Source organism: Streptomyces sp. NPDC111516 (assembly GCF_055635345.1).
The window spans coordinates 82,041-94,635 of the sequence record NZ_JBVKBV010000027.1 but is presented as its reverse complement, the minus strand read 5'-3'; the positions used below and the strand labels follow the sequence as shown (position 1 = coordinate 94,635).

Genomic DNA, 12,595 nt, shown 5'->3' with positions numbered 1-12,595 from the left:
CGGACCCGAGAACCACTACAAGGGCTGCACCCGTATCACCAGCCGAAACGCCGAGAGTTGCGCCGCCAGTCGAACCCCTAACCGAACGGCATTGGGCCTAGGCCGCGTTCGGGCCGGGTCCTAGGACTGTGGTCCCAGCCGCTTCTCGTACCAGGCCACGTCCCAGTACGAACCGAACTTCCGGCCCACCTCGGCGTACGTACCGACGTGGCGGAAGCCGAAGCGCTCGTGCAGTCGGACCGAGGCGCCGTTGGGCTGGGTGATGCCCGCGTACGCGCGATGCAGGTCCTCGCCGGCCAGCGCCTCGAACAGGGACGAATAGAGGAGCGTGCCGATGCCGCGGCCGGTGGCCGACGGAGCGCAGTACACGCTCACCTCGACCGAGGTCGCGTACGCCGCCTTGGGGCGGAAAGCGCTGCTCGTGGCGTATCCCAGGATCGAGGCGGGGCCGACAATGCGGACATCCCGAGCAACCTGAAGACGGTGCGGGCCGTCTTCAGGGTGGGAACGAAGCCACGGCAGACGCCGTTCAGGTGTAAAGGAGGCTGTATCGAATGTGATCGCGGTCTCACGCACGTAATGGTTGTAGATGTCCGTGAGTGCCGCCAAATCACCTTCGGTGCCCGGCCTGACCAGCACTTCCGTCTCGGTGTTCGGCATGTGATCCCCGCTCGTGGCAGCACAGGGTACTGCATGATCGCGAAAATGAATGCCAGGCATGGGAATTCTGTCCGGATTCCAGTCGTTGTTTCCATCGGATGCAGGGCACCCGAGAGGGTGTCGCGACCTACTCAGCAAGGGAGCACGCATGGCAACCCGTGCCGTCGCCCGTCGTTCGTCCGCCACCGGTGGGACCAGCCGGGCAAGCAGTGTTCGCGCCTCGGGCGGAGAGATCGCCGATCGCGACCTGGTCGGCATGTACCTGGACGAGATCGCGCGTACGCCGCTTCTCGATGCCGCGAAGGAGGTCGAGCTGTCGCAAACCGTCGAGGCGGGCGTGTACGCGCGGCAGATTCTCGACGGTGCGGTGGAGAGCGAAGCCGGTGGAGCGTCGCGCGAGGAGCTGGAGGCGCTGGTCGCCGAGGGCGAGCGCGCCAAGGACATATTCATCCGTTCCAACCTCCGACTGGTCGTTGCCGTCGCCCGCCGCTATCCGCGGGCCGGGCTGCCCCTGCTCGACCTGATCCAGGAGGGCAACGCGGGCCTGGTGCGCGCGGTCGAGAAGTTCGACTACGCCAAGGGCTTCAAGTTCTCCACGTATGCGACGTGGTGGATCCGTCAGGCCATCACCCGTTCCATAGCCGACCAGTCCCGTACGATCCGGCTCCCCGTCCACCTGGTGGAGGAGCTCGGCCGGATACGCAGGGTGCAGCGCGAATTCAACCGCGAGCACGGGCGCGAGCCGGAGCACGCGGAGATAGCCGCCGAGCTGGACTCCACGCCGGGGCGCGTGGGCGACGTCCTGGACTGGGCCCGTGACCCGGTCAGTCTCAACATGTCGGTCGACGACGAGGGCGAGACGCAGTTCGGCGACCTGCTGGAGGACACCTCCGCGGTGTCCCCCGAGCAGTCGGTGATGACGCTGCTGCGCAGCGAGGAGCTGGAGGACCTGATCGGCAAGCTCGACAACCGCACCGCGTCGATCATCCGTATGCGGTACGGCATCGAGGACGGCCGTGAGCGGACCCTCACCGAGGTGGGCAAGCAGCACGGCCTGACTCGGGAGCGGATCCGGCAGATCGAGAAGCACGCGCTGCTCGAACTGAAGCGAATGGCCCACGACACGGGTTTTGACGCTGCGGCATGAGCCCCGGTCCAGTAACCTCCGAAATAGGTCGCTTCGTGTGACCCCCTGAGCTGAGTCCCGGCGCCCACCCCCCCCTGGCGCCGGGGCTCATTCTTTTTTTCGTGTTCGCAGCCTCTTTGGTGTTCGCATGCAGGCTGCCGCCCGGCCAAGCTGCTCCGGCGGCTCTCCGGCCGGTGATCTGTCAGCGCGCCGTCGCGCGCGTCAGGCGGGCGCCCAGATCGCCCAGGTACTCCACCAACTGCGGCGGCTCGTGGGCGGTGAACTCGCAGTCCACCAGCGCGAGCCGGAGCGCCACCCACTCCAGCGAGTCCGACAGCACCGCCCGCAGCCGGCAGCTGTTCTCACCGGTCCGCTCCAACGGGCCGAACGCGGCGGGCAGCCGCGCGGACACGAAGTCCGCAGGGGCCGCGAAGGCCACATCCACCGCCAGCTCCGGCTGCCGCCGGGAGATCGAGCCGGCGAGGAATTCCGCCGCGTCCCCCGTGGGCAGCTCGCGCGGTGTGAACCGGGCCCCGGTCGCGAACGGCTCGCTGACCCGGTCGACCCGGAACGTACGCCAGTCCTCGCGCCCCAGGTCGTACGCGACGAGATACCAGCGCCACCCCGTGCTCACCAGTCGGTACGGCTCGGCCTCCCGCTTCGTCTCCGCGCCGTCGCCCGCGCGGTAGGCGAACCGCAGCCGCTCCCGGCCGGTGACCGCCGAAGCCATCACCGTCAGCGTGTGCGGATCGATCGTCGAGCCGTCGCCACGGGTCAGCGGCATCGTGGCGTTCTGCAGGGTCGAGACCCGGTACCGCAACCGCGACGGGAGCACCTGCTCCAGCTTCGCCAGAGCCCGTACGGACGCCTCGTCGACCCCCTCGATGGCATGCCCGGCACCCGCCCGCAGGCCGACCGCGATGGCCACCGCCTCCTCGTCGTCGAGGAGCAGCGGCGGCATGGCGGTGCCCGCGACGAGGCGGTAGCCGCCGACCGAGCCGCGCGAGGCCTCGACCGGATAGCCGAGTTCGCGGAGCCGGTCGATGTCGCGACGGATGGTGCGCGGGCTGACGTCGAGCCGTTCGGCGAGTTCGCTGCCCGGCCACTCGCGAGGCGTCTGGAGGAGCGACAGCAGGTTCAGCAGTCGTGCCGGGGTATCCGTCATGGGCTCATCCTCGTGTCCGGGTGCCGGTGTGTCCGGGTGTCGGTCGTCTCACCAGGTTGCCCATCCATTGGGCCATGATCTGTCCTAATGGCTGTTTAGCTTCTTCTCATGACTTCTTCCACATCTCTGCCGTCCACGGCATCCGGGCCCACGGTGTCCTCGGACCCGTCGGACCGGCGACGCTGGTTCGCGCTCGCCATCGTGATGACCGCGGCCTTCATGGACCTGGTCGACGTCACGATCGTCAACATCGCCGTCCCGAGCATCCAGAAGGACACCGGCGCCTCGTTCAGCTCGATCCAGTGGATCACTGCCGGATACGCCCTGGCCTTCGCGGCCGGGCTGATCACCGGCGGCCGGCTGGGCGACATCTACGGCCGCAAGCGGCTGTTCCTCATCGGCATAGGCGGTTTCACGCTGGCCTCCGCGCTCTGCGGTTTTGCGATGAATCCGGAGATGCTGGTCGCCTCCCGCATCCTCCAGGGCGGCACCGCCGCGCTGATGGTTCCGCAGGTGCTGTCGATCGTGCACGCCACCTTCCCGGCGCACGAGCGCGGCAAGGTCTTCGGTCTCTTCGGCGCGATCGTCGGTCTCGGCGCCGTGCTGGGGCCGCTGCTGGGCGCGCTGCTCACCGAGTGGAACATCGCCGGTCTCGAATGGCGGCCGATCTTCCTGATCAACCTGCCGGTCGGCCTCGCCGGCCTCGTCCTGGGCCGGAAGTTCATCACCGAATCCAAGGCTCCGAAGGCGCTCCGGCTCGACCTGATCGGCGTCGCCCTGGTGACGTTGGGGCTGCTGATGCTGATCTACCCCCTGACCCGTGGGCGCGAGCTGGGCTGGCCGCTGTGGGGCTATGCGTCGATGATCGGCAGCCTGCTGGTGTTCCTGGTCCTGGTGGTGTTCGAGCGGGAGAAGGCGCGCAAGGACGGTTCGCCGCTCGTGGAGCTGTCGCTGTTCCGGGTCAAGAGCTTCGCGGCGGGCATCGCCGTGCAGTTGGCCTTCGGTGTCGGCCTCGGCATCTTCTTCCTTGTCTGGACGCTCTACATGCAGAAGGGGCTCGGCTGGAGCGCGCTGCGGGCCGGCACGACCGGTATCCCGTTCTCGATCGCCGTCTCGTTCGCCGCCGGGATCTCCGTACAGAAGCTGGTGCCACGCTTCGGCCGCAAGGTCCTCCAGACGGGCGCGCTGCTGATGATCGTCGGCCTGCTCCTCTACATCTGGGAGTCCGACCGGTACGGCATGGGCATCACGTCCTGGCAGATGGCGCTGCCGCTGGTGGTCATGGGCGCCGGCATGGGCCTGATCGTGGCCCCGCTGACGGACATGGTGTTGTCCGAGGTGCCCAAGGAACACTCCGGTTCGGCCTCCGGGCTGATCAACACCGTGCAGCAGATGGGCAACGCACTCGGGCTCGGACTGGTCTCGGTCGTCTTCTTCAGCTCGATCGGGGACCGGCTGACGCCGCAGCAGGTGGGCCCGGCATTCGCGGAGGGGTTCCAGCATTCGCTGTGGTGGGTGGCCGGGGTGCTCGCGGTGATCTTCCTGGTGATGTTCGCGCTGCCCGCCCGGCCGCAGCACGCGGAGGGCGGCGGCGAGGGCGCGGACGCCACGGACGAAGCTGCGGACCACGGAACCCCGGACCACGGGAATCCGGACGGCGGCATCCCGGACACTCTGGCCGGGGCCGTGAACAAGCCCGAGCTCGGCAAGGAGCCCGCTTTCACTCCCTGATGCTCCGACGTGGAGAAGGGCGGCGGTGCCCGCACCCCTCGGGATGCGGGCACCGCCGCCCTTTGCTCCTCGCCCGGGTCGCCTCGGGTCCTCGGGTCAGCAGATGCGTGTGCGGTTCTCCATGGCTCCGCGCGCGGAGTCCTCGTCGCCGTACACCTCGCACATGTGGCGGCCGTCCGGCGTGGCCGTGTGCTCGACCTCCCACAGGCTCGTCTCGCTGCCGTCGAGGAGCAGGAAGGCGTGCTCGTACAGCGTGAATCCGGCGTCCCGCCCCTCCACCTGGCACTGCCGGCCGAAGACCTGGGTGATGTGGTGGGCGAAGGCGGAGCGCAGCAGCCGGGCGGTCTCCTCGCCCGGGCAGTCGTTGTTCTCCGCGCGGCGCAGGACGCGGCGGGCATGGTCGGCGGAGTTGTCCGGGGCGTACATCCGGGGCAGCGGGACCGGGGGAGCCACCATCAGGACCGTGAGTATCTCCAGGTCGGCCTGCGGCCCGTCCTCCCCGAACGCCGGGACGTCACCGAAGCCGCCGGTCAGCCGCGCGGCGGCGATATGGGCATCGGCCTCGTCGTCGTACAGCTCGTGGTGCCGGAGGTCGGGCTCCGTCCGGGAGCGCGGGGCCATCGCGCTCCGCGGACCGCCGTGCACCAGCTCCCACAGGGTGAGGGGGGTGCCGTCGGACAGCAGATACGTGTGCCGGTAGGTCTCGCGGTGGAGTACGGAACTGTGGTGCGAGGAGTGCAGGGAACTGCTGTGGGCGAGTGCGGTACCGAGTCTCTCGACCGTGCTGTCGGGCAGATCGAAAGAGTTGAGTGCCCGTCGCAGGAGTCGCTCGAGGTGCTGCTCGGTTGTCTCGTACGGATCGCTCAAGGTGCTGTCTCCAGGCCGTCGCCGCGTGTTACTCGGTGCGTGCTTAACGTAGTCCCTGGGTCTGACATCGTGACCGGGGTTCAGGAAAACGTATGACGCACGCAGATGGTTCCTGGCGGTTCGTCCGAACTTTCTTACCCGGCAGGCGAGTCGAGGTCCGGGCGGCTTTGCGCCGATGGCCGTGACGGGGGCCGACTCGCCCCGTAAAGATCACCGTGCGCGGGGTAGCTGCCCCCGCCGGGGCGGCCGTTGACGCTCTGAGCTGCGCGGACGGCCTTCACGATGGCACGGGTCAGCGCGTCCGCGCCGGCCGCCAGGAGATCGTTGAGCGCGATCGGGTTCTGCGGATCCAGTGACCGGGCGCCGGTGGCCAGCGCGAAAACGGTGTCCCCATCGGTCAGCAGATGTACGGGGCGGACGGCGCGCGCCAGTCCGTCGTGCGCCGTACCCGCGAGCTTCTGCGCCTGGGCCCGGGTGAGGTCGGCGTCCGTGGCGACGACCGCGAGCGTGGTGTTGAGCGGGGGCCGCGTGTTCGCCTCCCGGGCCTCGGCCAGGCGCTGCTGCGCCGCACGGTGGACCTCGGACGCGGGGTGCACCGGAGGTTCGGCGGCGCCGTACTCCCCGTACAGCACCCCGGTACGCGGATCGATCACCGAGCCCGCCGCGTTCACCACGACGAGCGCGCCCACCGTGATCCCGGACGCAAGCCGCATGCTCGCCGTGCCCACCCCGCCCTTGAGCTGCCCGGCGACCGCCCCCGTACCGGCGCCGACGTTCCCCTCGGCGACCGGCGCCCCGGTCTCCGTACCGGCGGCGTCCGCCACCGCCGCGCGGCCGGTCGACGCGTCCGGGCGGGCCCTCCAGTCACCGCCCCGCCCCAGGTCGAAGATGCACGCGGCCGGGACGACCGGCACCACCTGCGCCGGATCGGGCCCGACCCGCACCCCGCGCCCCTGTTCCTCCAGCCAGGCCATCACACCGGACGCCGCGTCCAGGCCGTACGCGCTGCCGCCCGTCAGGACGACGGCATCGATGCGCTGCACCAGGTTGCGCGGATCGAGCGCGTCCGTCTCCCGGGTGCCGGGGCCGCCACCGCGTACATCGACGGCCGCGATCGCACCACCCTCGGGGGCGAGGACCACGGTGGTGCCGCTCAGCGCCCCCGCACCCGCCACCGACGCATGGCCGACGCGCAGTCCGGCCACATCGGTGAGCGCGTCGAGCGGCCCGGCGGACAGGGGTGATGTGTGCTGCGCGGCGGAGAGGTCTGTCGGCTTGTGCGGTTCTTCCGTCATTACGCGCTCCTCACAGGATTCACCACTGGCAACTCACCACTCCGCCGTCCACATCGGTGTGCTCACCGCGCCACCGTGGGCCGCCGGGACAGCAGCACCCCCACGGCCACGGTCGCCGCAGCCACCAGGCCGGCCGCGAACACGGCCCACCCCCCGGCGAACGTACAGGCCAGGATCGCCAGCGCGGCCACGGGCAGGGGCAGTTGCTCCGCGAGATCGCGCTTGAAGTGGCGGGCGTGCAGCGCCCACACCGTCAGCAGGAAGAGCGCGGAGGGCACGGTCACCGCGGCGGCGGCCACCGTCTCCGAGACATGGGCCTGGCCCACGGCCTGCTCCACCGCGACTTCGAGGCCCGAGCCGATCGCGGCCGCGGAGCCGAAGATCAGGAAGTGTCCGTATCCCCAGATGAACGCTTCCCTGCTGCCACGGAGGTAGTCATGGATCGGCACGGCGAAGTAGACCCACCAGGCGGAGAAGACGATCAACAGTCCGCCCGCGGCGATCGGCAGCAACTCACCGAACACCTCGTGCTCGTCCACCGCCTCCTGGACCCCGACCGTGGCCGCTGCGATCGTCTCGCCCAGCACGATGATCGTGAACAGGCCGTACCGCTCACCGATGTGGTGCGGATGCCAGCTCGTCGGACGGTCGCGCTCGGAGATCGCCGGAACGGACAGCTCCGCGAGCACGAGCACGACGAAGACGGGGGCACGCGCTCCGTCCGTGTTGTCCGTCAGCAACAGCATGCCGATCCAACCGCATTGCACCACCGTGATGCCGACGGCGTACCGCAGCGCGACGCGCCGCTCGGCGCCCCGGGTGCAGTACGCGGCGCGAAGCCACTGGCTGGTCAGGGCGAGCCGCATCACGACGTAGCCGACGACGACGACCGTCCAGTCGCCCGCGTCGAAGGCGCGCGGCACCCCGGCGGCGAGGATGAGCACGCCGGTGATCTGCACGAACGTGACCACGCGGTACAGCGGATCGTCGGTGTCGTAGGCCGAGGCGAACCAGCTGAAGTTGACCCAGGCCCACCAGATCGCAAAGAAGACGGCCGCGTAGCTGATGACTCCGGTGGCGGCATGGCCCTCGGCGACGGCATGCAGCAGCCGCCCGCCCGCCTGCGCCACGGCGACGACGAAGCAGAGGTCGAAGAAGAGTTCCAGCGGGGTCGACGCGCGATGTTTCTCCGCGCGGCTGCGGGCGGTCATTCCGGGCATGGCATCAGCACACCAGACGGGTTCGGTGGTGCCCGGGGACGCGCCCCGGACGCAGGTCGGGAAATTATCGTGGAATTTTCGCCGCTGGACGAGGGTGTGCAGACCTCGGAGAAACCACGGGGCAACGCGGATTTACCCGGCCGGACTCTGCGGCGATGGGTCTTCGCAGCTCCACCTGAAGGGCGCCGCGAGCCTTCCGACGGGCAGTGCGTCACCTGACGGGCGCCGCGGGGGCGTACCGATGAACACCGACGTACCGATGAACACCGACGTTCCGCTGATCACAGACGTCCGGCTGACGGCCGCCGTACCCTGGATGCATGAGCACCGCCCCCGCCCCCGGCCCGCGCGATTCGAAGTCGTCCCAGTCGGAACAGTCGAAACCCGAACCGGCTCTGATCTTCGACGATCCGCTGGACCAGCAGTCCGCGGACGATACGGACCGAGGGTGGGGCGAGCGGGCCCCGGCCGGCGGCAGCGCCGCCGATCTGGCACGCTTTCTCGACGAGAAGCCGCCCCACCACATCTGAGCCCCCGCTCCGTGGTGGTCCGACGACGCTGCTGTCGGTTCTCTCTGCGCGCCGAACCCCACAGGATCCGGATGCCCTCGATCGCCTCGCCCGTCCTCGGGTCCGTGACGCAGGGTCCCTTGAGGCAGGAGCTGTAGAACTGCTCCGCAACCTATGGCAGTGCGCAGCGGAACCACCCGATCTGCGCCTTTGAGCCGGTTATTTGACCGTCCATCAGCACGCATCAGCACAGGGTCACCGCCAGCCTGGCGGAGATGCCCGCACCGGCCAGCGAGGCGGCCGTGCCCCGCGGTACGGACAGCACGATCAGCGCACCGTCCTCCGCGGAACCCTCGGCCGGGGGCTGCGGTACGTCTGCCACCCGCGCGCCCTTCGCCAGCACCCGGGCATCGGATCCGGTTCTCTCGGCGGCGATGACATCGACGCGGTCACCCGGCCGTAACAGCCGCACCGTCCCCGCATCCGCGATCCGGACCGGTGCGGACACCAACGGAGCCGTCCCGTGCTCCCGCTCCGGCGCGGCCCCGGCCGCGCCCCCTGCCTCTGCACCCGCACCATGCCCGGAATCGCCGCCCGCACCGCTCCCGACGCCCCCGCCCAGCCCCGTCGCGGCCAGCGCGGCAGCCGTGAGGGCCAGTCCGGCGGCCATCGTGTGGCGTTGCCGCCACAGTGCCCGCCGCAGTCGGTGCCCACCACCTCCGCGCACCCGCAACGGTTCGAACGCGGGCACACCACAGGGCGGGGGAGCCGACGCCGGAGGCCCTGGAGCCATCGCCGGAGCGGAGCGCGCGGAGCGCGCACACGAGGACGACTCGGAAGAGGAGAGTGACGGGAATGGCAGGGACGACGGGGATGACGGGAACATGGTCAGCACCACCTGGCATGAGGAGTTTCGGACGAACACCCCTCACGATCCACCGTCCGCGAGTTTCCCGCCGAAGCCTGTGGACAGCCCCAGTGTTGTGGATAACCTCGTCACCCGGCTGACCCTCGGCTGCCCGGGCCAGGGACTTTCGTTTGGATCAGGCCGGATCAGGGTGCCGGGGTACCCGAGATCCGAACGAGAGGCCCTAAGGAAGCTCGATCCCCGTCTCCAGCCCGTCCAGTGCACGCGAGCACGGGCAGTCACGGTCCACCTCCGAGGGCAGCGTGGCCACCACGCCGAAGAGCACCGCGCGCAGCCGGTCCACATTGGCCGCGAACACCTTCAGTACATCCCCGTGCGAGACGCCCTCCCCGGCCTCCGCCCCCGCGTCCAGGTCCGTCACCAGCGTCAGCGTCGTGTAGCAGAGGCCCAGTTCACGGGCGAGGATCGCCTCCGGGTGCCCCGTCATCCCGACCACCGACCAGCCCATCGCCGCATGCCAGCGCGACTCCGCGCGGGTCGAGAAGCGCGGCCCCTCGACGACCACCAGCGTCCCGCCGTCCACCGGCTCCCAGCGCTTCGCGCGAGCCGCCGACAGCGCCGCCCTGCGCCCCTCGGGGCAGTACGGGTCGGCGAAGCCCAGATGCAGGACATTCGGCTCCGCGCCATCGGCCCGGATCTCCCCGTCGTAGAACGTCTGCGTACGAGCCCTGGTGCGGTCCACCATCTGGTCGGGTACGAGCAGCGTGCCCGGTCCGTACTCCGGACGCAGTCCGCCCACCGCGCACGGGCCGAGCACCTGTCGTACGCCGACGGAACGCAGCGCCCACATGTTGGCCCGGTAGTTGATGCGGTGCGGCGGCAGATGGTGGCCGCGTCCGTGGCGGGGCAGGAAGGCGACCCGGCGGCCGCCGACCTCGCCGAGGAAGAGGGAGTCGCTCGGCTGTCCGTACGGGGTGTCCACACGCACCTCCGTGACGTCCTCCAGGAAGGAGTACAAGCCCGAGCCGCCGATGACACCGATCTCTGCGTTCGCCATGCGATCACAGTAGCGGCGCGGAAAAACGCCGAGGACCCCGCCGGACGGATCGGCGAGGTCCTCGCGGAAGCGCGGTGCGGGTCAGGCGGCCGACGTACCACTCGTCGAGGATGAAGAGGACGAGGAGGACGTCGAAGAAGACGAAGACGCGGCGGCCGAGGAGGAGGCGGACGACTTCGTGTCCGACCCCGTCGACGACGACGAATCGGAACCGGCCGCCTTCGCCGAGGACGACGCCGGGGTGCTGCTCGACGAGGAGCCACGGCTGTCGTTCCGGTAGAAACCGGAACCCTTGAAGACAATGCCGACCGCCGAGAACACCTTCTTCAGGCGTCCTTCGCAGCTCGGGCACACGGTCAGGGCATCATCGGTGAACTTCTGCACCGCCTCGAGGCCCTCGCCGCATTCGGTGCACTGGTACTGATACGTCGGCACTTGTCTTCCTCCTGGCACTCTCACTCGATGAGTGCTAACAGTCGTCAATGGTAACTGCTGCAGGCCGCTGTTTGCAGTAACGTCTGTCACCTGCCTATGGGCAGCGGTCAGGGCTTGGCCGTCACGAAGGCCGTCGGCCTGGGTGAGAAGGCTGCCACATCATGCGGCGCAGGAATCCGCAGGAGCCGCACCGACGTATGCCGCCGATTCCAGTTGGCCCCGCGGTCCCCGAGGTTCCAGTGAATCCGAGTACGGGAACCATCATTCTCCGGCCGTGACAGCATCACGGCGAACAGCGCCACGCGCGGCTGTGACGGTCGCGCGGACCGGTGTCAGCCTCGAACGCAGCGCGACCAGGGTGACCAGCGCGAGTACGGTCCCGACCAGCGGCACGACGAATCCGGCGCTCGCGCCGTGGGCGTCCGCGAGCCGTCCGGCGACCGTCACCGCGCCGGCCTGGCCGAGGGCGACCGAGCCCGTCAGCCAGGTGAACGCCTCGGTCCGGGCGGACTCCGGAACCAGCGCCTCCACCAGCGTGTAGCCGCTGATCAGGGCCGGGGCGATGGACAGCCCGACCAGCAGTCCGAGCCCGGCCAGCAGCGGCACGGAGTGCACCGCCCACAGTCCGGACGCGGTCAGGGTCAGCGCCGCGTACCCGACGATCAGCCGTCGCCGCGGCCCGATCTTCCAGGCAATGGCGCCGCAGGCGATCCCGGCGAGCATGTTGCCGGCCGCGAAGACCCCGTACAGCAGGCCATTCGCCCCCGGCCGGCCGATCTCCTCGGCGAAGGCGGTCAGCGAGACCTGCATGCCGCCGAAGACCGCGCCGATCCCCAGGAAGGCCACCGCGAGCACCCGGACACCCGGTACGGACAGCGCGGACGCATGCCGCCGGGAGGCGCCGGGCGCGGTGTTGCGCACCGCGGGCTGGGTGCGGCGCTGCGCGGCGAAGAGCAGTCCGCCGACCAGGGTCAGCCCGGCCTCCGTGATCAGGCCTGCCGCCGGGTGCACCCCCGTGCACAGCGCGGTGGCGAGCACCGGGCCGATGACGAAGGTGAACTCGTCCGTCACCGATTCGAAAGCGGCCGCGGTGGACAGCAACGGTGAAGCCTCGCGGCCCGGTGCCGCGCCCAGCAGGGCCGCCCAGCGGGCCCGGACCATCGGCCCGATCTGCGGAATCGACGCACCGGTCGGCACGGCCGCCGCGAACAGGGCCCACAGTGGCGCGTCCGCCAGCGCGAGCGCCGCCAGTGCCGACACCGACGCCGCGTGCACCACGACACCGGGCAGCAGCACGGCCCGCTGGCCGAAACGGTCGGCGAGCTTGCCGGTCTGCGGCGCGAACAGGGCCATGGAGACGCCGGTCACGGCGGCGACGGAGCCCGCGCTGCCGTACGAGCCGGTGGTGTGCTGAACCAGGAGCACGATGCCGATCGTCAGCATCGCGAAGGGCTGCCGTGCGGCGAAGCCCGGCAGGAGAAACGTCCACGCACCAGGGGTGCGCAGCAACTGCCCGTAACCGGGGCGGTCGGAGACCGTGGACGCCACGGTCCATGCCTTTCTGCCGCCTGGTGGCAGAGCTCCCGGGGCCGGCCGACACGGGTGGTGCGGGCTCGTGCGGGTGCTGCCGAGAGCTGTCCTCTTCGCGCGGGACTGCGGTAG

At 70.0% G+C, this 12,595-nt stretch carries 12 protein-coding genes; 3 read left to right on the top strand and 9 right to left on the bottom strand.

Features of this window, described 5'->3' with window-relative positions; translation table 11 throughout:
* Positions 1 to 120: 120 nt before the first annotated feature.
* On the bottom strand, positions 121 to 660 hold the full coding sequence (locus tag ACZ7L9_RS33325; RefSeq protein ID WP_471421169.1) for a GNAT family N-acetyltransferase: 540 nt from the start codon (positions 658 to 660) through the stop codon (positions 121 to 123).
* A gap of 148 nt (positions 661 to 808) precedes the next feature.
* On the opposite strand from ACZ7L9_RS33325, the gene ACZ7L9_RS33320 reads away from it, so the two are divergent.
* Positions 809 to 1,807 (top strand): sigma-70 family RNA polymerase sigma factor, encoded by a 999-nt coding sequence (locus ACZ7L9_RS33320; RefSeq protein WP_471421167.1) that lies wholly within the window; start codon positions 809 to 811, stop codon positions 1,805 to 1,807.
* A 181-nt stretch (positions 1,808 to 1,988) separates the two neighbouring features.
* On the opposite strand, the gene ACZ7L9_RS33315 is transcribed toward ACZ7L9_RS33320, so the two are convergent.
* Entirely contained in the window at positions 1,989 to 2,951 is a 963-nt protein-coding gene (locus tag ACZ7L9_RS33315) for a helix-turn-helix transcriptional regulator (RefSeq protein ID WP_471421165.1), read from the bottom strand.
* Positions 2,952 to 3,059: 108 nt separating this feature from the next.
* Here ACZ7L9_RS33315 and ACZ7L9_RS33310 point away from each other — a divergent pair, with 108 nt between their 5' ends.
* Positions 3,060 to 4,682: an MFS transporter gene (locus tag ACZ7L9_RS33310; RefSeq protein WP_471421163.1), complete on the top strand. Its 1,623-nt coding sequence runs from the start codon at positions 3,060 to 3,062 to the stop codon at positions 4,680 to 4,682.
* Positions 4,683 to 4,778: 96 nt separating this feature from the next.
* Here the strand turns inward: ACZ7L9_RS33310 and ACZ7L9_RS33305 are convergent, their stop codons facing one another.
* From ACZ7L9_RS33305 to ACZ7L9_RS33295, 3 genes are all read right to left on the bottom strand, one after another.
* Positions 4,779 to 5,549, bottom strand: a complete 771-nt coding sequence (locus tag ACZ7L9_RS33305; protein WP_471421161.1) for a DUF6227 family protein — start codon at positions 5,547 to 5,549, stop codon at positions 4,779 to 4,781.
* 134 nt (positions 5,550 to 5,683) lie between these two features.
* The gene (locus ACZ7L9_RS33300; RefSeq protein ID WP_471421159.1) at positions 5,684 to 6,844 is read right to left on the bottom strand and encodes a P1 family peptidase; all 1,161 of its coding nucleotides are present in this window, start codon (positions 6,842 to 6,844) and stop codon (positions 5,684 to 5,686) included.
* A gap of 62 nt (positions 6,845 to 6,906) precedes the next feature.
* A complete protein-coding gene (locus ACZ7L9_RS33295; protein ID WP_471421157.1) occupies positions 6,907 to 8,055 on the bottom strand; it encodes a low temperature requirement protein A in 1,149 nt (382 codons plus the stop codon).
* A gap of 329 nt (positions 8,056 to 8,384) precedes the next feature.
* Between ACZ7L9_RS33295 and ACZ7L9_RS33290 the strand changes: the two genes are divergently transcribed.
* Complete coding sequence (locus ACZ7L9_RS33290; protein WP_471421155.1) at positions 8,385 to 8,594, top strand: hypothetical protein; 210 nt, start codon at positions 8,385 to 8,387, stop codon at positions 8,592 to 8,594.
* A 223-nt stretch (positions 8,595 to 8,817) separates the two neighbouring features.
* On the opposite strand, the gene ACZ7L9_RS33285 is transcribed toward ACZ7L9_RS33290, so the two are convergent.
* The 4 genes from ACZ7L9_RS33285 to ACZ7L9_RS33270 form a co-directional block, all read right to left on the bottom strand.
* Entirely contained in the window at positions 8,818 to 9,459 is a 642-nt protein-coding gene (locus tag ACZ7L9_RS33285; RefSeq protein ID WP_471421153.1) for a hypothetical protein, read from the bottom strand.
* A gap of 205 nt (positions 9,460 to 9,664) precedes the next feature.
* On the bottom strand, positions 9,665 to 10,498 hold the full coding sequence (locus ACZ7L9_RS33280; RefSeq protein ID WP_471421151.1) for an S-methyl-5'-thioadenosine phosphorylase: 834 nt from the start codon (positions 10,496 to 10,498) through the stop codon (positions 9,665 to 9,667).
* 81 nt (positions 10,499 to 10,579) lie between these two features.
* Complete coding sequence (locus ACZ7L9_RS33275) at positions 10,580 to 10,933, bottom strand: FmdB family zinc ribbon protein (protein WP_471421149.1); 354 nt, start codon at positions 10,931 to 10,933, stop codon at positions 10,580 to 10,582.
* Positions 10,934 to 11,194: 261 nt separating this feature from the next.
* Positions 11,195 to 12,481: an MFS transporter gene (locus ACZ7L9_RS33270; RefSeq protein WP_471421148.1), complete on the bottom strand. Its 1,287-nt coding sequence runs from the start codon at positions 12,479 to 12,481 to the stop codon at positions 11,195 to 11,197.
* Positions 12,482 to 12,595 lie beyond the last annotated feature (114 nt).

Coding starts and splice junctions, on each gene's coding strand:
- ACZ7L9_RS33290 (WP_471421155.1), top strand. CDS start 8,385: ATGAGCACCGCCCCCGCCCCCGGCCCGCGCGATTCGAAGTCGTCCCAG.
- ACZ7L9_RS33325 (WP_471421169.1), bottom strand. CDS start 660: ATGCCGAACACCGAGACGGAAGTGCTGGTCAGGCCGGGCACCGAAGGT.
- ACZ7L9_RS33320 (WP_471421167.1), top strand. CDS start 809: ATGGCAACCCGTGCCGTCGCCCGTCGTTCGTCCGCCACCGGTGGGACC.
- ACZ7L9_RS33310 (WP_471421163.1), top strand. CDS start 3,060: ATGACTTCTTCCACATCTCTGCCGTCCACGGCATCCGGGCCCACGGTG.
- ACZ7L9_RS33285 (WP_471421153.1), bottom strand. CDS start 9,459: ATGTTCCCGTCATCCCCGTCGTCCCTGCCATTCCCGTCACTCTCCTCT.
- ACZ7L9_RS33280 (WP_471421151.1), bottom strand. CDS start 10,498: ATGGCGAACGCAGAGATCGGTGTCATCGGCGGCTCGGGCTTGTACTCC.
- ACZ7L9_RS33315 (WP_471421165.1), bottom strand. CDS start 2,951: ATGACGGATACCCCGGCACGACTGCTGAACCTGCTGTCGCTCCTCCAG.
- ACZ7L9_RS33300 (WP_471421159.1), bottom strand. CDS start 6,844: ATGACGGAAGAACCGCACAAGCCGACAGACCTCTCCGCCGCGCAGCAC.
- ACZ7L9_RS33295 (WP_471421157.1), bottom strand. CDS start 8,055: ATGACCGCCCGCAGCCGCGCGGAGAAACATCGCGCGTCGACCCCGCTG.